This window comes from Rhizobium sp. WYCCWR 11146, assembly GCF_013591995.1.
Taxonomy (GTDB): domain Bacteria; phylum Pseudomonadota; class Alphaproteobacteria; order Rhizobiales; family Rhizobiaceae; genus Rhizobium; species Rhizobium indicum.
The window spans coordinates 25503-43544 of sequence record NZ_JACCEY010000043.1; the positions used below are offsets into that span (position 1 = coordinate 25503).

General features: G+C 59.8%; 31 protein-coding genes. 2 read left to right on the plus strand and 29 right to left on the minus strand.

Translation table 11 applies throughout. The features are described from left to right. Positions 1-171 precede the first annotated feature (171 nt). Complete coding sequence (gene msrP, locus HX899_RS33195; protein WP_181294460.1) at positions 172-1119, plus strand: protein-methionine-sulfoxide reductase catalytic subunit MsrP; 948 nt, start codon at positions 172-174, stop codon at positions 1117-1119. Continuing rightward, positions 1119-1775, plus strand: coding sequence for a protein-methionine-sulfoxide reductase heme-binding subunit MsrQ (gene msrQ, locus HX899_RS33200; RefSeq protein ID WP_138391184.1), 657 nt, complete (start codon positions 1119-1121; stop codon positions 1773-1775). Before msrP ends, msrQ begins: the two co-directional genes overlap by 1 nt. Before the next feature lie 112 nt (positions 1776-1887). Here msrQ and HX899_RS33205 read toward each other — a convergent pair whose 3' ends face one another. From HX899_RS33205 to HX899_RS33345, 29 genes are all read right to left on the minus strand, one after another. Then, complete coding sequence (locus tag HX899_RS33205) at positions 1888-2277, minus strand: DUF2809 domain-containing protein (protein ID WP_407073950.1); 390 nt, start codon at positions 2275-2277, stop codon at positions 1888-1890. A gap of 159 nt (positions 2278-2436) precedes the next feature. After that, a complete protein-coding gene (rplQ, locus tag HX899_RS33210) occupies positions 2437-2859 on the minus strand; it encodes a 50S ribosomal protein L17 (RefSeq protein ID WP_003547581.1) in 423 nt (140 codons plus the stop codon). A gap of 123 nt (positions 2860-2982) precedes the next feature. After that, the gene (locus HX899_RS33215; protein WP_003547579.1) at positions 2983-3993 is read right to left on the minus strand and encodes a DNA-directed RNA polymerase subunit alpha; all 1011 of its coding nucleotides are present in this window, start codon (positions 3991-3993) and stop codon (positions 2983-2985) included. A 97-nt stretch (positions 3994-4090) separates the two neighbouring features. Next, positions 4091-4480, minus strand: a complete 390-nt coding sequence (rpsK, locus tag HX899_RS33220) for a 30S ribosomal protein S11 (RefSeq protein ID WP_003547577.1) — start codon at positions 4478-4480, stop codon at positions 4091-4093. A 133-nt stretch (positions 4481-4613) separates the two neighbouring features. Next, positions 4614-4982: a 30S ribosomal protein S13 gene (gene rpsM / locus HX899_RS33225; protein ID WP_003573772.1), complete on the minus strand. Its 369-nt coding sequence runs from the start codon at positions 4980-4982 to the stop codon at positions 4614-4616. 222 nt (positions 4983-5204) lie between these two features. Then, positions 5205-5855, minus strand: a complete 651-nt coding sequence (locus HX899_RS33230; RefSeq protein ID WP_011651424.1) for an adenylate kinase — start codon at positions 5853-5855, stop codon at positions 5205-5207. Next, positions 5852-7192: a preprotein translocase subunit SecY gene (gene secY, locus HX899_RS33235; protein ID WP_131664196.1), complete on the minus strand. Its 1341-nt coding sequence runs from the start codon at positions 7190-7192 to the stop codon at positions 5852-5854. Before secY ends, HX899_RS33230 begins: the two co-directional genes overlap by 4 nt. Positions 7193-7426: 234 nt before the next feature. Then, positions 7427-7903: a 50S ribosomal protein L15 gene (gene rplO / locus HX899_RS33240; protein ID WP_003547567.1), complete on the minus strand. Its 477-nt coding sequence runs from the start codon at positions 7901-7903 to the stop codon at positions 7427-7429. A gap of 16 nt (positions 7904-7919) precedes the next feature. Beyond that, positions 7920-8129, minus strand: coding sequence for a 50S ribosomal protein L30 (gene rpmD / locus HX899_RS33245; RefSeq protein WP_003547566.1), 210 nt, complete (start codon positions 8127-8129; stop codon positions 7920-7922). Between the two features lie 14 nt (positions 8130-8143). Beyond that, the gene (gene rpsE / locus HX899_RS33250) at positions 8144-8713 is read right to left on the minus strand and encodes a 30S ribosomal protein S5 (protein ID WP_017963908.1); all 570 of its coding nucleotides are present in this window, start codon (positions 8711-8713) and stop codon (positions 8144-8146) included. Positions 8714-8844: 131 nt separating this feature from the next. Then, complete coding sequence (gene rplR / locus HX899_RS33255) at positions 8845-9207, minus strand: 50S ribosomal protein L18 (RefSeq protein ID WP_003547564.1); 363 nt, start codon at positions 9205-9207, stop codon at positions 8845-8847. Between the two features lie 12 nt (positions 9208-9219). Beyond that, complete coding sequence (rplF, locus tag HX899_RS33260) at positions 9220-9753, minus strand: 50S ribosomal protein L6 (protein ID WP_003547563.1); 534 nt, start codon at positions 9751-9753, stop codon at positions 9220-9222. 42 nt (positions 9754-9795) lie between these two features. Continuing rightward, complete coding sequence (rpsH, locus tag HX899_RS33265) at positions 9796-10194, minus strand: 30S ribosomal protein S8 (protein WP_003547562.1); 399 nt, start codon at positions 10192-10194, stop codon at positions 9796-9798. A 12-nt stretch (positions 10195-10206) separates the two neighbouring features. Further along, positions 10207-10512 (minus strand): 30S ribosomal protein S14, encoded by a 306-nt coding sequence (gene rpsN / locus HX899_RS33270; RefSeq protein WP_003547561.1) that lies wholly within the window; start codon positions 10510-10512, stop codon positions 10207-10209. Positions 10513-10544: 32 nt separating this feature from the next. Continuing rightward, positions 10545-11102, minus strand: coding sequence for a 50S ribosomal protein L5 (gene rplE, locus HX899_RS33275; protein ID WP_018067987.1), 558 nt, complete (start codon positions 11100-11102; stop codon positions 10545-10547). Beyond that, positions 11095-11403: a 50S ribosomal protein L24 gene (rplX, locus tag HX899_RS33280; RefSeq protein WP_003547559.1), complete on the minus strand. Its 309-nt coding sequence runs from the start codon at positions 11401-11403 to the stop codon at positions 11095-11097. Before rplX ends, rplE begins: the two co-directional genes overlap by 8 nt. Before the next feature lie 11 nt (positions 11404-11414). After that, the gene (rplN, locus tag HX899_RS33285) at positions 11415-11783 is read right to left on the minus strand and encodes a 50S ribosomal protein L14 (protein WP_003573790.1); all 369 of its coding nucleotides are present in this window, start codon (positions 11781-11783) and stop codon (positions 11415-11417) included. 259 nt (positions 11784-12042) lie between these two features. Next, the gene (rpsQ, locus tag HX899_RS33290) at positions 12043-12282 is read right to left on the minus strand and encodes a 30S ribosomal protein S17 (protein WP_003547557.1); all 240 of its coding nucleotides are present in this window, start codon (positions 12280-12282) and stop codon (positions 12043-12045) included. Between the two features lie 12 nt (positions 12283-12294). Then, positions 12295-12495: a 50S ribosomal protein L29 gene (rpmC, locus tag HX899_RS33295; protein ID WP_003547556.1), complete on the minus strand. Its 201-nt coding sequence runs from the start codon at positions 12493-12495 to the stop codon at positions 12295-12297. A 12-nt stretch (positions 12496-12507) separates the two neighbouring features. Next, on the minus strand, positions 12508-12921 hold the full coding sequence (gene rplP / locus HX899_RS33300; protein WP_003547555.1) for a 50S ribosomal protein L16: 414 nt from the start codon (positions 12919-12921) through the stop codon (positions 12508-12510). 36 nt (positions 12922-12957) lie between these two features. Next, complete coding sequence (rpsC, locus tag HX899_RS33305; protein WP_003547554.1) at positions 12958-13689, minus strand: 30S ribosomal protein S3; 732 nt, start codon at positions 13687-13689, stop codon at positions 12958-12960. Further along, positions 13689-14078: a 50S ribosomal protein L22 gene (gene rplV, locus HX899_RS33310; protein WP_003547553.1), complete on the minus strand. Its 390-nt coding sequence runs from the start codon at positions 14076-14078 to the stop codon at positions 13689-13691. The genes rpsC and rplV overlap by 1 nt, the downstream gene beginning before the upstream one ends. 2 nt (positions 14079-14080) lie before the next feature. Beyond that, the gene (gene rpsS, locus HX899_RS33315; protein WP_003547552.1) at positions 14081-14359 is read right to left on the minus strand and encodes a 30S ribosomal protein S19; all 279 of its coding nucleotides are present in this window, start codon (positions 14357-14359) and stop codon (positions 14081-14083) included. A gap of 15 nt (positions 14360-14374) precedes the next feature. Further along, on the minus strand, positions 14375-15211 hold the full coding sequence (gene rplB, locus HX899_RS33320; RefSeq protein WP_003547551.1) for a 50S ribosomal protein L2: 837 nt from the start codon (positions 15209-15211) through the stop codon (positions 14375-14377). 11 nt (positions 15212-15222) lie between these two features. Next, the gene (locus HX899_RS33325; protein ID WP_003547550.1) at positions 15223-15516 is read right to left on the minus strand and encodes a 50S ribosomal protein L23; all 294 of its coding nucleotides are present in this window, start codon (positions 15514-15516) and stop codon (positions 15223-15225) included. Continuing rightward, complete coding sequence (rplD, locus tag HX899_RS33330) at positions 15513-16133, minus strand: 50S ribosomal protein L4 (protein WP_003547549.1); 621 nt, start codon at positions 16131-16133, stop codon at positions 15513-15515. The genes HX899_RS33325 and rplD overlap by 4 nt, the downstream gene beginning before the upstream one ends. A gap of 13 nt (positions 16134-16146) precedes the next feature. Next, positions 16147-16788 carry a 50S ribosomal protein L3 gene (gene rplC / locus HX899_RS33335; RefSeq protein WP_003547548.1) on the minus strand — a complete coding sequence of 214 codons (642 nt, stop codon included), beginning with the start codon at positions 16786-16788 and terminating at the stop codon, positions 16147-16149. Between the two features lie 39 nt (positions 16789-16827). Then, positions 16828-17136, minus strand: a complete 309-nt coding sequence (gene rpsJ / locus HX899_RS33340; RefSeq protein ID WP_003547547.1) for a 30S ribosomal protein S10 — start codon at positions 17134-17136, stop codon at positions 16828-16830. Between the two features lie 154 nt (positions 17137-17290). Next, a partial coding sequence (locus HX899_RS33345; protein WP_246697238.1) for an EF-Tu/IF-2/RF-3 family GTPase occupies positions 17291-18042 on the minus strand: 752 nt, incomplete at its 5' end.

Below are 18042 nucleotides of genomic sequence, written 5' to 3' on the forward strand. Positions count from 1 at the left end.
CATCGATCATATACGGTTCGACGCGACTTTTTGTTACAGCCTATTCCATCACGGCCGAACACAAAAAATTGGCTTCCCGTCAGCAATATTCAAGGCTTAGACACTAATCTCAACATGCCGGCGGTTCGTTTAAGGGCTATATTTCAGGATATCCGCCGAGGAGGTTTCGACATGCCAAGCTATCGCCCACCGAAGATCGCGTCATCTGAGATCACGCCGCGCCAGATCTATGTGCGCCGTCGTGAATTCCTCGGTGCGGCAGCGCTTGGCGCCATGGCGCTCTACAGCGCCGGCAAGGCGAGTGCTGCGGCCCTCTCCGCCGTTGAGAGCCAGTACAAGGTCGACGAGAAGGCGACGCCGATCAAGGACGTCACGACCTACAATAATTTCTATGAGTTCGGTCTCGACAAGGGCGATCCCGCAGCTCTTTCCGGCGATTTCAAGCCGCTGCCCTGGACGGTCAAGGTCGACGGCATGGTCAACAAGCCAGGCACCTTCGACCTCGAGGCGCTGATGAAGGAATTCCCGATCGAGGAGCGCACCTACCGGATGCGCTGCGTCGAGGCCTGGTCGATGGTCATCCCCTGGGACGGCTTTCCGCTGGCATCGCTGCTCGACAAAGTCGAGCCACTCGGCAGCGCCAAGTACGTCGCCTTCGAAACCGTCGTGCGGCCGGAGGAGATGCCGGGTCAGAAGGGCTTCTTCCAGTCGCTTGACTGGCCCTATGTCGAGGGTCTGCGCCTCGACGAGGCGCGCCATCCGCTGACGCTGCTGGCCGTCGGGCTCTATGGCGAAACGCTGCCGAACCAGAACGGCGCGCCGATCCGCCTCGTCGTGCCGTGGAAATACGGTTTCAAGGGTATCAAGTCGATCGTCAGGATCACACTCACCGACCAGCAACCGAAGAATACCTGGCAGGTCACCAATCCGCAGGAATACGGCTTCTATGCCAACGTCAATCCAGCGGTCGACCATCCGCGCTGGAGCCAGGCGACCGAACGGCGCATCGGCGAAAGCGGCTTCTTCGGCGCGAGCCGCCATCCCACCCTGCCCTTCAACGGTTATGCCGACGAGGTGGCAAGCCTTTATGCCGGCATGGATCTGAAGGCGAATTTCTGATGGCGGAACTGTCGCTCGCCATCCCGAAGCGCTGGCTGCCCGCCTCCGTCTGGCTGCTTTATGTCGTCGGGCTCGTGCCCGCAGCCTGGACTTTCTATCTCGGCGCGACCGATCAGCTCGGCGCCGATCCGGTCAAGACCTTCGAACTTTTCCTCGGCATATGGACGATCCGTTTCCTGATCGCAACACTTGCCGTTTCCCCTGCCCGTGAGCTCTTCGGCTGGAACTATCTGCGCTATCGCCGCGCGCTTGGCCTGCTGACCTTCTACTACGCACTGATGCATTTCACAGTCTACATGGTGCTCGACCAGGCGATGGATATTCCCGCCGTCATCAACGACGTGCTGAAGCGCCCCTTCATCATGTTCGGCATGGCAGCCCTTGCGATGCTCATTCCGCTGGCGCTGACATCCAACAATTTCTCGATCCGCCGCCTCGGCAAGAACTGGATCTGGCTGCATCGCCTCGTCTACATCATCGCCGCCTGCGGGGCGCTGCACTTCGCGCTCTCGACCAAGATTCTCGACCTCGAGCAATATATCTATGTCGGGCTGATCATCGCACTGATCCTCTACCGCTCCTATCGGCCCATCGCACGCAACAGGCAGAAGGGCAAAGGGCGGACGCGCAATCGCGCAGTGGCGTCTGTTTCGTGAGACGGCAGGTTAGCGCATAACCCCGAAAATCGGAATCGATTTTCGGAAAGGATTATGGGCAGATTCAAAGTGATAGAGCGTCCTTAGCGCGTCTGAAAAGACGCGCGGCGCTCTAGCGAGGACGCAACGCAGTCCGGCGTGCCGGATCGAAGGCGCAGGCCGCGGCTATGCCGATTGCATAGGCCAGCATGTTCCAAAGCGAAAATACCCGGCCAAGCAGCAGGGCGCCTGCCGTGGTCAGCCGAAACGCGTCGAGCCAGGGCGTGTGATAAAGCCGGAACAATTCCACCGAGATCGCTATGAACAGCGCTGTAACAGCAATTGCTGCCGGCCGTGACCTTGCGACAAACGGCGCCACGAGCAGATAGACCATCGCTCCCCAGAGTGCCGATCCACCATATTTGACGACAATGAAGGGCAGATCGGCCGCATAGCCAAACCGTCTGAGCGCCAGCCCGAGCGCAATAACCGCAAGCAGGGCTATGAGACGGAGGAACTGCACTCGACGACGATTTTCAAAGACTTCGCGCAAATGACCCTGTCCTATCTGCACCTCAGCCGGTTCAACGGCTGATCTGAAAAGAAGCGCGGCGCTGTCGTGCACAAACAAAAACAGCCGGGCTTCGCAGCCCGGCTGTTTTGTTTCCGCCGGAGCGAAAGATTAAGCGGCGACGGCCTGCTCTTCGGCAGCGACGCGGGCCTTGTCGGCTGCGCCCTTGGCATAGGCATCGCGATCCACGAATTCGATTACAGCCATGGCGGCATTGTCGCCCTGGCGGAAGCCGGCCTTCATGATGCGCAGGTAGCCGCCGTTGCGGGTGGCGTAACGCGTTGCGATCGTGTCGAACAGCTTCGCGACGACAGCGGCATCGCGGATCTGCGAGATCGCCTGACGGCGAGCGTGCAGGTCGCCGCGCTTACCGAGCGTGACGAGCTTCTCGACGATCGGACGGATTTCCTTGGCCTTCGGCAGGGTCGTGACGATCTGCTCGTGGGTAATCAGCGAAGCCGCCATGTTGGCGAACATCGCCTTGCGGTGGCTTGCAGTTCTATTCAGCTTGCGGCCGGCTTTACCATGGCGCATTGCTATTCTCCTTTAATGCAGGTGCCCTTACGCTAAGTGGGCCTGCCGTTTCCTGGCACATGCAGGCGATCGGCCTGCTGTTTGACGGGGAAAGGCAGCCGAAAGAGCCTGCCTTTTGTTTTCTCAGTATTGATCTTCGTAACGCTTGGCGAGATCTTCGATGTTCTCGGGCGGCCATGCCGGCACTTCCATGCCGAGGTGCAGGCCCATGGAAGCGAGAACTTCCTTGATTTCGTTCAGCGACTTGCGACCAAAATTCGGTGTGCGGAGCATTTCTGCTTCGGTCTTCTGAATGAGGTCGCCGATGTAGACGATGTTGTCGTTCTTCAGGCAGTTTGCCGAACGGACCGACAGTTCGAGTTCGTCCACCTTCTTGAGGAGAGCCGGGTTGAAAGCGAGTTCGGTGACTGCTTCCTCTTCGGTTTCCTTCTGCGGCTCGTCGAAGTTGACGAAGACGCCAAGCTGATCCTGGAGAATGCGCGCCGCAAAAGCGACGGCGTCTTCGCCCGTGATCGAGCCATCGGTTTCGATGGTCATGTTCAGCTTGTCGTAGTCGAGAACCTGTCCTTCGCGGGTATTTTCAACCTTGTAGGACACCTTCTTGACCGGCGAATAGAGGCTGTCGACCGGGATGAGACCGATCGGAGCATCTTCCGCACGATTGCGTTCGGCCGGAACATAGCCCTTGCCGTTGTTGACGGTGAATTCCATGCGGATCTCGGCACCCTCGTCGAGCGTGCAGATGACATGCTCGGGATTGAGGATTTCGATATCGCCGACCGTCTGAATGTCGCCAGCCGTGACAACGCCAGGGCCCTGCTTCCGCACGACCATGCGTTTCGCATCGTCGCCATCCATCTTGATGGCGATTTCCTTGATGTTGAGCACGATGTCCGTCACGTCTTCGCGGACGCCCGGAATCGAGGAGAATTCATGCAGCACGCCATCGATCTGCACCGCCGTGACGGCAGCACCGCGCAGCGAGGAGAGCAGAACGCGGCGAAGCGCGTTGCCGAGGGTGAGGCCGAAGCCCCGCTCCAGCGGTTCGGCAACAAGCGTCGCCCTGGTGCGCGAGCTCGAAGAGAACTCCACCTTGTTCGGCTTGATCAGTTCCTGCCAGTTCTTCTGAATCATGAGTTTGCCTTCCGTTCGTTGCCACCATCCAATCGTGGCAACCGAGCTTGAAAACCACCGGGAGCGCGCAGGCGCTCACCGGTGACGAGAGCGATGATCAGACGCGGCGCTTCTTGCGCGGACGGCAGCCATTGTGCGGGATCGGGGTCACGTCGCGGATGGACGTGATCATGAAACCTGCAGCCTGGAGCGCGCGCAGAGCCGATTCACGACCCGAACCCGGACCGCAGACTTCGACTTCCAGCGACTTCATGCCGTGCTCCTGGGCCTTCTTGGCGCAGTCTTCGGCAGCGATCTGGGCAGCGAACGGGGTCGACTTGCGCGAGCCCTTGAAGCCCTTGGCGCCAGCCGACGACCAGGCGATCGCATTGCCCTGCGCATCGGTGATGGTGATCATCGTGTTGTTGAAGGTCGAGTTGACGTGAGCGACACCCGACGAGATGTTCTTGCGCTCGCGACGGCGAACGCGGACGGCTTCCTTAGCCATGGTATTCCTTTCGTTGATCTCTTCACCGCCGTAATGCCAGCGGCTACACCGGAACGGCGCCTATATGGTCCCGCTCCAAACTCAAAAGAGGCCGGCGCAGACCGCCAGCCTCCCCACCCCGGTTTCCCGGAAATTACTTCTTCTTGCCAGCGATTGCCTTTGCCGGGCCCTTGCGGGTGCGGGCATTGGTATGCGTGCGCTGACCGCGGACCGGAAGGCCGCGGCGATGACGCAGGCCGCGATAGCAGCCGAGGTCCATCAGGCGCTTGATGTTCATCGCAGTATCGCGACGAAGATCGCCTTCGACCTGATAGTCGCGGTCGATGGCTTCGCGGATCTGAAGGACTTCTGCGTCCGTCAGCTGATGCACACGACGTTCAGCCGGGATACCGACCTTCTCGACGATTTCCTGTGCGAATTTCGGACCGATCCCGTGAATGTAGGTCAGCGCAATAACAACGCGCTTCGCAGTCGGGATGTTGACGCCAGCGATACGTGCCACGCCTGTTCTCCTTGCATTCCAGTTGCCATCCGGCAAGTGGGCTTCGTTATGCGGCTCTTGAGAACCGCCCGTTCAGATTTACGTCCGTAACATGTCAAAACGACCGCACCCGGACTTCCCTGGGAAATCCGCGCCGATCGCATGGAATGTCGCGAGTTGGCGCGGTGTTTAGCGGAATCACTGCTGAAAAGCAACCGTTCCGCCAAGTTTATTTTCAAAGCCTTAAAGCTTGGAAAGAATGCTTTCGACCTCGGCCGTCACCTGATCGATTTCTGCCATGCCATCCACGGACTTGAGCTTGCCCTTGGCATGGTAATAGCCGATCAGCGGTGAGGTCTCCTTGTAGTAGACCTGCAGACGAGCCGTCATGGTCTCCGGAGTGTCATCAGGACGGCGCTTGAAGTGGGTGGAACCGCACTTGTCGCACACACCCTCGGCAGCCGGAACCTTATCGGTATCGTGATAGACGCTGCCGCACTGTGCACAGGAGTAGCGACCGGCAACGCGACGAACCAGCTCGTCGTCATTGACACGGAATTCGATGACGACCGAAAGGTCGAGACCCTTCGCCTTCAGCATCGCCTCGGTGGCGTCCGCCTGGACGAGCGTCCTGGGGAAGCCGTCGAGGATGAAGCCGTTGGCGCAATCGGGTTGATCGATACGCTCGGAAACGATGGCAATAACGATCTCATCCGAGACGAGCTTGCCGGCGTCCATGACCGCCTTCGCGCGCTTGCCGACATCGGTGCCGGCATTAACCGCTGCACGCAGCATGTCCCCCGTGGAAAGCTGCGGAATGCCGTGCTTTTCCACGATCCGCTGGGCCTGGGTTCCCTTACCCGCGCCCGGCGGCCCCAAAAGGATAAGTCTCATCGCCCCCTCTTTCCTCCACGCAACTTCGATTTCTTGATCAGGCCTTCGTATTGCTGCGCGATCAGGTGACCCTGGATCTGTGCAACCGTATCAAGAGTTACGCTAACCACGATCAAAAGCGAAGTCCCACCAAGGGCTAATGGAATGCCGGTTTGCGACACCAATATCTCCGGGAGGATGCAGACGAAGACCAGATAGAGTGCGCCGATCACCGTGATTCGGGTCAGCACGTAGTCGATATATTCGGCGGTGCGCTCGCCCGGACGGATGCCGGGAATGAAGCCGCCATGCTTCTTCAGATTATCAGCCGTGTCCTTCGGATTGAAGACGATGGCCGTATAGAAGAAGGCGAAGAAGGCGATCAGCGCCGCATAGAGCACCATATAGAGTGGCTGGCCATGACCGAGGGCCGCGACAATCGATGTCGCCCAGGAGGGCATCGCCGTGGTGCTGGCGAAACCCGCAATCGTTGCTGGCAGCAGCAGCAGTGACGATGCGAAGATTGCCGGAATGACACCTGATGTGTTGAGTTTCAACGGCAGGTGGGACGTATCGCCCTGGAACATCCGGTTGCCGACCTGGCGCTTCGGATACTGGATCAGCAGCCGGCGCTGGGCGCGCTCGACAAAGACGATGATGGCAATGACGGCGATCGCGACGATGATCACGAGCAGAATCAGCGGGGTCGACAGCGCGCCGGTGCGGCCGAGTTCGAGCGTTCCAGCAAGGGCTGTGGGAAGGCCGGCGGCGATGCCGGCGAAGATGATCAGCGAGATGCCGTTGCCGATGCCGCGGGAGGTGATCTGCTCGCCGAGCCACATCAGGAACATCGTGCCGCCGAGCAGCGTCAGAACGGTGGAGACGCGGAAGAACCAGCCCGGATCGACGACCAAGCCCTGGCCGCTCTCAAGGCCGGCGGCAATGCCATAGGCCTGCAGCGCGCCGAGGATAACGGTACCGTAGCGGGTATATTGGTTGATGATCTTACGGCCCTGCTCGCCTTCCTTCTTGAGGTTTTCGAGCGCCGGCACGACCGAGGTCATCAGCTGCACGATGATCGAGGCAGAGATATAGGGCATGATGCCGAGCGCGAAGATTGCCATGCGCTCAACGGCGCCGCCCGAAAACATGTTGAAAAGGCCGAGAATGCCGCCTGCCTGGCCGCGGAAAGCCTGGGCATAGGCTTCGGGATTGAGACCCGGAAGCGGAATATGCGTACCGAGTCGGTAGACGAGGAGAGCTGCCAGTGTGAACCACAAGCGCTTCTTCAAATCCTCGGCTTTGGCGAAGGTCGAAAAATTGAGGTTGGATGCCAATTGTTCCGCTGCAGAAGCCATGCGTTTCTCCGCGCTACCAATTCCGGCGTCTCTGGGGGACAGGCCGGACCCGGAATCAGTATGAAATTATTCAAAACCGGGCTCAGGACGGATTGCAACGCAACCCCATGCCTCACCCTTGTTTTCGAGTCTTACCGGCATGACGCGGGCGCGCCAGCCAAGTTTTTGTGAGGCCCACATATGGGAGCAAAATCGCCCGGTGTGAAGCACCCCGGGCGATATATCATCAGTTTATTATTCGGCTGCAGCCGGAGCCGAAAGCAGCGTCACGGTGCCGCCGGCCTTTTCGATCTTCTCGACGGCAGGCTTGGAGGCGCCTGCAACGACGATGGTGATCTTGGCCTTGATCTCGCCGTCGGCGAGAACGCGAACGCCGTCCTTGACGCGGCGGATGACACCGGCTGCCTTGAGGGCAGCCGCGTCAACGGTCGTCTTGGCATCGAGCTTGCCGGCGTCGATCGCCGTCTGGATACGGGCCAGCGACACGACAACAAAATCGGAAGCGAAAATGTTGTTGAAGCCGCGCTTCGGCAGGCGACGATAGATCGGCATCTGGCCGCCTTCGAAGCCGTTGATGGCAACGCCCGAACGGGACTTCTGACCCTTTACGCCGCGACCACCTGTTTTGCCCGAGCCCGAGCCGATACCGCGGCCGAGGCGCTTGCGGCTGTGGGTCGAGCCTTCGTTGTCCTTGATTTCATTGAGTTTCATGAGCGTTTCCTCCGTCTCACTTCTCGTCGACGACGCGAACGAGATGCTGGACAGCACGGATCATGCCACGAACCGAAGGAGTATCCTCCAGCGTGCGGCGACGGTGCATCTTGTTCAGTCCGAGACCGATCAGCGTGCGCTGCTGGACATCCGGACGGCGAATCGGGCTGCCGATCTGTTCGATCGTGACAGTCTTCGCTTCAGCCTTCTTGGTAGCCTTGGCCATCTGTCAAACTCCTCTTATTCTTCAGAGGCGTTGCCGGAGGCGCCACGACGAGCCTGCAGCGTTGCATACTTGATGCCGCGCTGAGCTGCGATGTCCTTCGGGTGAACCTGGTGCTTCAGAGCGTCGAAGGTGGCGCGAACCATGTTGTAGGGGTTCGACGAACCGGTCGACTTGGCGACGACGTCGTGCATGCCGAGCGTCTCGAATACGGCGCGCATCGGGCCGCCGGCGATGATGCCGGTACCAACCTTGGCCGAGCGCAGCAGAACCTTGCCGGCGCCGTGGCGGCCGTGAACGTCGTGATGCAGCGTACGGCCGTCACGCAGCGGTACGAAGATCAGTTCGCGCTTGGCGGCTTCGGTTGCCTTGCGGATGGCTTCCGGCACTTCACGTGCCTTGCCATGGCCGAAGCCAACGCGGCCCTTCTGGTCGCCGACGACGACGAGTGCTGCGAAACCGAAACGACGGCCGCCCTTGACGACCTTGGCGACGCGGTTGATCGCGACAAGCTTGTCGACGAATTCGCTATCGCGCTCTTCACGGCTCTGGCGGTCGTCCCGCTGCGGCCTTCTTTCCTGTGCCATTGTCCTCTTCCTTTTTCTTTTCCGGGTGCAATCGGCAAACAAATGTGGACCGCATCAGCCTCCCCTTTCGGAGAGTGCCTGCGGTCCGGCGAAAATCCGGCCGGCGCTTGAGGCGTCCGGCCGGAAACTGATCAGAAGGTGAGACCGCCTTCGCGGGCCGCTTCGGCGAGAGCCTTGATGCGGCCGTGATAGATGAAGGCGCCACGGTCGAACACGACTTCCGTAACACCGGCCTTGGAGGCGCGCTCTGCGAGGAGCTTGCCCACTACGGTAGCGGCGGCGGTATCGGCACCGGTCTTCAGAGAACCGCGCAGATCCTTCTCGAGGGTGGAGGCAGACGCAAGCGTCTTGCCGGCCACGTCATCGATGACCTGGGCGTAGATGTTCTTCGAGGAGCGATGAACCGACAGGCGCGGACGGCCGTTGGCCACCGACTTGAGATGACGGCGCACGCGGTTGGCACGACGTGCAAGTGCTTCTTTCCTGCTAGCCATTTCGCGTGATCCTTACTTCTTCTTGCCTTCTTTGCGGACGATCCGCTCGTCAGCGTACTTGACGCCCTTGCCCTTGTAGGGCTCGGGACCGCGATATTCGCGGATTTCGGCGGCAACCTGACCGACCTGCTGCTTGTTGATGCCGCTGACGACGATTTCCGTCGGCTTCGGAACAACGATCGAGATACCGACCGGCGGCTCGTAGATCACGTCATGGCTGAAACCGAGGGCCAGCTGCAGGTTCTTGCCCTGCATGGCGGCGCGGTAACCGACGCCGTTGATTTCAAGCTTGCGCTCGAAACCGTCCTTGACGCCCTTGAAGATGCCTTCGATCATCGTGCGGGACATGCCCCACTTTGAGCGCGCATCCTTGGTCTGATTCACCGGCGTCACGACGACGGCGTTATTTTCAAGCTTGAGGCTGATTTCGTCGTTAGCAACGAAAAACAGCTCGCCCTTCGGGCCCTTTGCAGTCACCTTCTGGCCATCGACCGTAGCCGTGATCCCAGCAGGCACCTGAACGGGCTTTTTACCGATACGAGACATGTTTCAATCCTGTCTGTTCGCTATGGAGATCCCTGCTCGATCTTAGAAGACCGAGCAAAGAACCTCGCCACCAACGTTCTGTTCGCGAGCCTGGTGATCGGCCATCACACCCTTCGGAGTCGAAAGGATGGTGATGCCGAGACCGTTCGCGACCTGCGGAATGGACTTGACCGAGACATAAACCCGGCGGCCCGGCTTGGACACACGGCCGATCTCACGGATCACCGATGCGCCTTCATAATATTTCAGCTCGATGCTGAGTTCCGACTTGCCATTGCCGAAATCGACAACGGAGTAGCCACGGATGTAGCCTTCGGACTGCAGAACATCGAGAACACGTGCACGGAGCTTCGAAGCAGGCGTCGAGACCGACGACTTGCGGCGGGAAGCGCCGTTACGGATGCGAGTGAGCATATCGCCCAACGGATCAGTCATTGTCATGTAACCTGCTCCTTACCAGCTCGACTTGACGATACCCGGCACCTTGCCGAGATTGCCGAGTTCACGCAGCGCAATACGCGACATGCGCAGTTTGCGGTAATATGCGCGCGGACGCCCCGAAACTTCGCAACGGTTGCGAATACGGGTCTTCGATCCATCACGCGGCAGGGATGCCAGCTTGATCGAGGCCTTGAACCGCTCTTCGATCGGAAGAGCCTGGTTCATGATGATCGCCTTCAACCCAGCCCGCTTAGCGGCCTGGTTAGCGACCGTAGTACGGCGGCGCTTGTTCTTTTCAACTGCGCTTGTCTTCGCCATGTCAGGTTCCTTTTCTACGCTCGTCGTTACGGTTATTGACGGAACGGGAAGCTGAACTCTTTCAGAAGAGCCCGTGCTTCGTCGTCGGTCGTCGCCGTCGTGCAAACGATGATGTCCATGCCCCACATCTGATCAACCTTGTCGTAGTTGATCTCAGGGAACACAATGTGCTCCTTGATGCCCATGGCGAAGTTGCCACGGCCGTCAAAGCTTTTCGGGTTCAGGCCGCGGAAGTCGCGAACGCGCGGGAGCGCGATGTTCACGAGACGGTCCATGAACTCGTACATGCGGGCGCCGCGCAGGGTGACCTTCGCGCCGATCGGCATCTGTTCGCGGACCTTGAAGCCTGCGATAGAGTTACGTGCGCGGGTGATGACCGGCTTCTGGCCGGCGATCGCTGCGAGGTCGGCGGCAGCTACCGTCGGCTTCTTCGAGTCAGCGGTCGCTTCGCCGACACCCATGTTGATCACGATCTTGTCGAGCTTCGGGATCATCATCTCGTTGGCGTAGGAGAACTGCTCCTGCATCGCCTTGCGGATGCGCTCGACATATTCCTTCTTGAGCCGCGGCTCATATTTTGCCTCAGCCATCGATCACTTCTCCAGAACGCTTGGCCACACGGACCTTCTTGCCGTCAACAACCTTGAAACCGACGCGGGTCGGCTTGCCGTCCTTGTCGATGATTGCAACGTTGGACAGGTGAACCGGGGCTTCCTTGTTGATGATGCCGGCTTCCTGGGTCTGCGTCTGGCGCTGGTGGCGCTTGACGACGTTGACGCCACGAACAACGGCACGATCTTCCTTCGGCATGACCTGGACAACTTCGCCGGTACGGCCCTTGTCCTTGCCAGCGAGCATGACGACCTTGTCGCCCTTACGAATCTTCTGCATCGCTTCGCTCCTTACAGTACTTCGGGAGCCAGCGAGATGATCTTCATGTGGTTCTTGGCGCGAAGTTCGCGCGGAACCGGTCCGAAGATACGGGTGCCGATCGGCTCTTTCTTGTTGTCGATGAGGACTGCTGCGTTGGTGTCGAAGCGGATGACGGAGCCATCCGGACGACGGATATCCTTAGCGGTGCGAACGACAACCGCCTTCATCACGTCACCCTTCTTCACACGGCCGCGCGGGATCGCTTCCTTGATCGAAACGACGATGACGTCGCCGATCGAGGCATACTTGCGCTTCGAGCCGCCCAGCACCTTGATGCACATGACACGACGTGCGCCGGAATTATCCGCGACGTCGAGGTTTGTTTGCATCTGAATCATATCAGGTCGCCTTCTTGGTTTACCGGAATGGTTGGGCTAGCCCCCTACTCCGGCTTATGAAAATTTTCGCCGGCCGAGCTGCCATGACGGCAGCACAGACGCGGCAATAGCTGAATAGCGCGGGATCGATCGTGCCAGGGTGGTTTCCCGAACGGGACCTTCCGTGCGCTCAAAGCAAAAGAACGCCCGGCATTCGAGCGTTCTGACGCTGCTTCATACAGATATTTCGGCGAGACGCAAGGCCTCGCGCAAAATTCTGTTACTTGCCCTGGGCGGAAATTACCGTCCAGCGCTTGTCCTTGGAGATCGGCGCGCATTCCTCGATGGATACGGTATCGCCAATCTTGTACTGATTGTTCTCGTCGTGGGCCTTGTACTTCTTGGAACGACGAACGGTCTTCTGGAGCAGCGGGTGAGCGAAACGACGCTCGACACGAACCACTACCGTCTTCTCGTTCTTGTCGCCAACGACGACGCCCTGCAGGATGCGCTTCGGCATATTTTTCTTCCTTTAGGCCTTAACTTCTGCCGCCTTCTGGCGGGCAATGGTTTTCACGCGGGCGATGTCCTTGCGGACTTCGTTGATGCGCGAGGACTTTTCGAGCTGGCCGGTCGCCTTCTGGAAGCGCAGGTTGAACTGCTCCTTCTTCAGCTTGGCAAGCTCGTCCTTGAGTTGGTCGGCGGTGAAACCGCGAACGTCTGAGGCTTTCATGAGCTCAATCCCTTACTCTGCAATGCGCTGAACGAAGCGCGTCTTGACCGAGAGCTTGGCAGAGCCGAGGCGAAGCGCCTCACGGGCGATTTCTTCGCTGACACCGTCGATCTCGAACATCATACGGCCAGGCTTGACCTTGCATGCCCAGTATTCAACGGAGCCCTTACCCTTACCCATACGGACTTCGGTCGGCTTTTTGGTTACCGGAACGTCCGGGAACACGCGGATCCATACACGGCCGGCGCGCTTCATATAACGCGTGATCGCGCGGCGGGCCGCTTCGATCTCGCGCGCGTTGACGCGGTTGGGTTCCTGTGCCTTCAGGCCGAATTCGCCGAATGCCAGGTCAGAACCGCCCTTGGCGACGCCCTTGATGCGGCCCTTGAACTGCTTGCGGTACTTGGTACGCTTTGGCTGCAACATTTTCTTATTCTCCGAACTTCTCTGCCACGCGCGCTATCAAGCGTTGTCGCGGCGACGGTCTCTGTCGCGGTCACGATCACGGCTTGCCGGACCCTGGGCGTCACCTTCCATCGCGCGGCGCTCGGAAGCCATCGGATCATGCTCAAGGATTTCGCCCTTGAAGATCCAGACCTTGATGCCGCAGATGCCGAACGCGGTTTCTGCTTCAGCCGTGCCGTAGTCGATGTCGGCGCGCAGCGTGTGCAACGGCACACGACCTTCGCGGTACCATTCCGTACGGGCGATTTCAGCGCCACCGAGACGGCCGGCGCAGGTGATCTTGATGCCTTCGGCGCCAAGACGCATCGCGGACTGAACGGCGCGCTTCATGGCGCGACGGAAAGCCACGCGACGCTCGAGCTGCTGGGCGATCGACTGAGCGACCAGCGTCGCATCGACTTCGGGCTTGCGCACTTCGACGATGTTGAGGTGCGTTTCCGAATTGGTCATCTCCGACAGCTTCTTGCGAAGCTTGTCGATGTCAGCGCCCTTGCGGCCGATGATCAGGCCCGGACGTGCCGAGTGGATCGTGACGCGGCACTTCTTGTGCGGACGCTCGATGACCACCTTGGAGATCCCGGCCTGCTTCAGCTCGCTCATGACGAACTTACGCATCTTCAGGTCTTCGTGCAGCAGCTGACCGTACTCGGCATTGTCCGCAAACCAGCGGCTATCCCAGGTACGGTTGATGCCGAGGCGGAAACCGATTGGATTGATTTTCTGACCCATTATGCGGCCTCCTCTGCTGCCTGCACTTCACGAACGACGATCGTCAGGTGCGCGAAGGGCTTTTCGATGCGCGACGCGCGACCGCGGCCACGAGCGTGGAAACGCTTCATGACGATCGACTTGCCGACATAGGCCTCGGCGACGACCAGCGAGTCGACGTCGAGATCGTGGTTGTTCTCGGCGTTGGCGATCGCAGATTCGAGCGTCTTCTTGACGGCGCCTGCGATGCGCTTGCGGGAGAACTCCAGCTCAGCGAGTGCGCGCTCGACCTTCTTGCCGCGGATAGCCGCAGCAACCAGGTTGAGCTTCTGGGGGCTGACGCGGAGCGTGCGGGCGACTGCTTGCGCCTCGTTGTCCTTCAGCCGGCGTTCGGCTTTTGCCTTGCCCATTGTTACTTCCTCTTCGCCTTCTTGTCCGCGCCGTGACCGTAGTAGGTGCGGGTCGGAGAGAATTCACCGAATTTGTGACCGACCATGTCTTCATTGACGCTGACCGGGATATGCTTGCTGCCGTTGTAGACGCCGAAGGTGAGACCGACGAACTGCGGCAGGATCGTGGAGCGTCGGCTCCAGATCTTGATCACTTCACTACGACCGCCTTCACGAACCTTCTCAGCCTTCTTGAGAAGATAGCCGTCAACGAACGGACCTTTCCATACTGAACGAGCCATTGGAGACTTCCTCTCTTACTTCTTACGCTGATGACGCGAGCGCATGATCATCTTGTCGGTCGACTTGTTCGACCGGGTGCGCTTGCCCTTGGTCGGCTTGCCCCACGGCGTCACCGGATGGCGACCACCGGAGGTGCGGCCTTCACCACCGCCGTGCGGATGGTCGACCGGGTTCATGACGACACCGCGGTTATGCGGACGCTTGCCGCGCCAAACGGTACGACCGGCCTTGCCGTCGTTGATGTTGGCGTGATCAGGGTTGGAGACCGCGCCGATCGAAGCAAGGCAGGAGCCATGAACGAGACGCTGTTCACCGGAGTTCAGGCGAAGGATCGCCATGCCCTGGTCGCGGCCGACGAGCTGTGCGTAGCCACCGGCGGAGCGAGCGATCTGACCACCCTTGCCCGGCTTCATTTCCACATTGTGGATGATGGAGCCGACCGGGATGAACTGCAGCGGCATGGTGTTGCCGGGCTTGACGTCGACAGCCTTCTCGGAAGCGATGACCTTGTCACCGGCAGCGAGACGCTGAGGAGCGAGAATATAAGCCTTCTCGCCGTCAGCATAGTTCACCAGCGCGATGAAAGCCGTGCGGTTCGGATCGTATTCGATACGCTCGACCGTGCCTTCGACGTCGAACTTGCGACGCTTGAAGTCGATCAGACGATAGGTGCGCTTGTGACCGCCGCCGATGAAGCGGGCGGTGATGCGGCCGAGGTTGTTACGACCGCCGCTCTTGGTCAGACCTTCCGTCAGCGCCTTGACCGGCTTGCCCTTGTAGAGGGCCGAACGGTCGACGATGACCAGCTGGCGCTGGCTCGGGGTGATCGGATTGAAAGTTTTCAATGCCATTTTCTTATACCTCAGAGACCGGTGGAGACGTCGATCGTCTGGCCTTCAGCCAGCGTCACAACAGCCTTCTTCACGTCCTTCTGCTTGCCGACGAAACCGCGGAACCGCTTGGTCTTGCCTTTGCGCAGCAGAGTGTTGACAGCCGTGACCTTGACGCCGAACAGCGCCTCGACCGCAGCCTTGATTTCCGGCTTCGTCGCCTGCTTGGCGACATTGAAAACAACCTGGTTGTTTTCGGATACCAGCGTGGACTTTTCGGTGATCGCCGGAGAGACGATCACATCGTAGTGGCGAAGATCGGTCACTTGAATCGCTCCTCTAGCGCTTCAACCGCAGCCTTGGAAAGCACGAGCTTGCCGCGGCGCACGATGTCGTAAACGTTGATGCCCTGGATCGGCAGAACATCGATGTTCGGGATGTTCTGAGCTGCGAGCTTGAAGTTGCCGTCAAGCTCTGCGCCGCCGATGAAGAGGGCGTTGGTCAGGCCGAGCGTCTCGAAAACAGACGCGAGCGACTTGGTCTTGGCTTCAGCGGCAACCAGGTTGTCGATGACGATGACGTCATCGGCCTTGATCTTGGCCGAAAGGGCGTGGCGAAGGCCGAGTGCACGAACCTTCTTCGGAAGATCGTGCTCGTGGCTGCGGACGACCGGGCCGTGAGCCTTACCGCCGCCGCGGAACTGCGGAGCGCGAGCCGAATGGTGGCGGGCGCGGCCCGTACCCTTCTGCTTGTACATCTTGGCGCCGGTGCGCGAAACTTCCGCGCGGCCCTTAGCCTTGTGCGTGCCCTGCTGCTTCTTGGCAAGCTGCCAGCGAATGACGCGGGCGAGAATGTCTTCACGGGGCTCGAGGCCGAAAATCGCGTCCGAAAGGGAAACCTTCCCGGCGTCTTTTCCCTCGAGGGTCTTGACGTTGAATTCCATTGATCTGGCTCCCTTACTTCGCGGCCGACTTGACGGCGTCGCGCACGATGATCCAAGCACCCTTGGAACCAGGAACAGCACCCTTGATCAGGATCAGACCACGATCTTCGTCGGTCGAAACCACTTCCAGGTTCTGCGTCGTGACGCGCGTCTGGCCCATGTGACCAGCCATCTTCTTGTTCTTGAAAACCTTGCCCGGATCCTGGCGCGAGCCGGTCGAACCGTGCGAACGGTGAGACACCGACACACCGTGCGTGGCACGCAGACCGCCGAAACCGTGGCGCTTCATGGCGCCGGCAAAACCCTTACCGATCGTCGTGCCCGTCACGTCGACGAGCTGACCGGCTGCAAAGTGACCCGCCTTGATCTCAGTGCCGACCTCAAGCAGCTGATCTTCCGACACGCGGAATTCCGTCAGCTTGGCCTTCGGCTCGACGTTGGCAATGGCAAAGTTGCCGCGCATCGCCTTCGACGTGTTCTTCACCTTCGCCTGGCCGGCACCGAGCTGAACTGCGGTATAGCCATTCTTTTCGACAGTGCGCGTGGCTACGACCTGGCAGCCTTCCATACGCAGTACCGTTACCGGGACATGCTCGCCGGCGTCGTTATAGACGCGGGTCATTCCCACCTTCTGTGCAATCACACCTGAACGCATCGGTTCAATCCTTCTCACTCAGCCCGAAGACCCGAGGTCTCAGAGCTTGATCTCAACATCGACACCGGCGGCGAGATCGAGCTTCATCAGCGCGTCTACCGTCTGCGGGGTCGGGTCAACGATATCGAGAAGGCGCTTATGCGTGCGCATCTCGAACTGTTCGCGGCTCTTCTTGTCGATGTGCGGGGACCGGTTGACCGTAAACTTCTCGATGCGGGTCGGAAGCGGAACGGGGCCCCGGACGCTTGCACCGGTGCGCTTAGCCGTCGATACGATCTCGCGCGTGGAGGCATCGAGAATCCGGTGATCGAACGCCTTCAGGCGGATGCGGATATTCTGGCCGTTCATTCGACTTTATCCTTGTGTCTGTTATCCGCGTGTCACCACTTAGGGACACGGCTTACCTTCAGTTACGTTAGCGGGCCACCGGTTTCAAAGATCGAGAGGGACACCGAGATCGGCGTCCCTATCCTTTCCTTGGGCCAGGTGGCCCAGCCGCTAATTACTCGACGATCGACGCGACGATACCGGCGCCGACGGTGCGGCCGCCTTCGCGGATGGCGAAGCGCAGCTTTTCTTCCATCGCGATCGGAACGATCAGCTCGACCGATACCGTGACGTTGTCGCCCGGCATGACCATCTCCGTGCCTTCCGGCAGCGTTACGATGCCGGTCACGTCGGTCGTGCGGAAGTAGAACTGCGGACGGTAGTTGGTGAAGAACGGCGTATGACGGCCACCCTCTTCCTTCGTCAGGATGTAGGCTTCTGCCATGAACTTCTTGTGCGGCTTGACCGAACCCGGCTTGCACAGAATCTGGCCACGCTCAACGCCGTCACGGGTAACGCCGCGGATCAGCGCACCGATGTTGTCGCCAGCCTGGCCCTGATCGAGCAGCTTGCGGAACATTTCAACGCCGGTCACCGTCGTCTTCGTCGTCGGGCGGATGCCGACGATCTCGACTTCTTCGCCAACCTTGACAATGCCACGCTCGACGCGGCCGGTCACAACCGTACCGCGGCCAGAGATCGAGAACACGTCTTCGATCGGCAGCAAGAACGGCAGGTTGATCGGACGCTCAGGCGTCGGGATGTAGGCGTCGACAGCAGCCATCAGCTCGCGGATCGAATCTTCGCCGATCTTCTTGTCCGAATCTTCAAGGGCAGCAAGTGCGGAACCCTTGACGATCGGGATATCGTCGCCCGGGAAGTCGTAGGACGACAGCAGTTCGCGAACTTCGAGCTCGACCAGTTCGA